Genomic DNA, 589 nt, shown 5'->3' on the forward strand with positions numbered 1-589 from the left:
CCTAGTGGCCAGACGGATCGTCTGCTTTGTGAAATCTGGCAACGCGCTTCAAACCGGAGAGCGATTTGGATTGATCCGTTTCGGATCCCGGCTGGATGTTTATCTTCCAGATGGCGTGGAGCCGCAGGTGCGTGTCGGGCAAACGATGATTGCCGGCGAAACCATCCTTGCCAGTTTGCACACACCCAATGAAAAGTAGGTGGCTGGATCAGTGACAGAACCATCCGAACAGGAAGAGACCGGGTTTGCGCTGATTCATTTGCTGCCCAATGCACTGACAATAACAGCCATTTGCGCGGGCCTGTCGGCAATCAGATTTGGCGTTCAGGGAAACTACGAGCTTGCGGTGCAGTTGATTATAGCCGCTTGTGTGCTGGATGGGTTGGATGGGCGCATTGCGCGCTTGCTCAGCAGTGACAGCAAAATCGGGGCAGAACTGGATTCGCTCGCGGATTTCTTGAACTTCGGCGTTGCCCCGCCGCTTGTTCTCTATTTCTGGGCTTTGCAGGATGTACCCAGTGCTGCATGGCTCGCCGTGCTGTTTTTTGCGGTGTGCTGCGTTATGCGCCTTGCTCGGTTCAATGTGGGC

At 55.0% G+C, this 589-nt stretch carries 2 protein-coding genes; both read left to right on the forward strand.

What is annotated here, in order from left to right; genetic code table 11:
* Window positions 1–199 (forward strand): phosphatidylserine decarboxylase (locus ACR0AO_RS25505; RefSeq protein WP_480609859.1); only part of this gene is annotated, 199 nt, incomplete at its 5' end.
* A 12-nt stretch (window positions 200–211) separates the two neighbouring features.
* The coding region (locus ACR0AO_RS25510) for a CDP-alcohol phosphatidyltransferase family protein (RefSeq protein ID WP_480609861.1) at window positions 212–589 on the forward strand (378 nt) is incomplete at its 3' end.

It is taken from the genome of Ruegeria sp. AF8 (genome assembly GCF_056541825.1).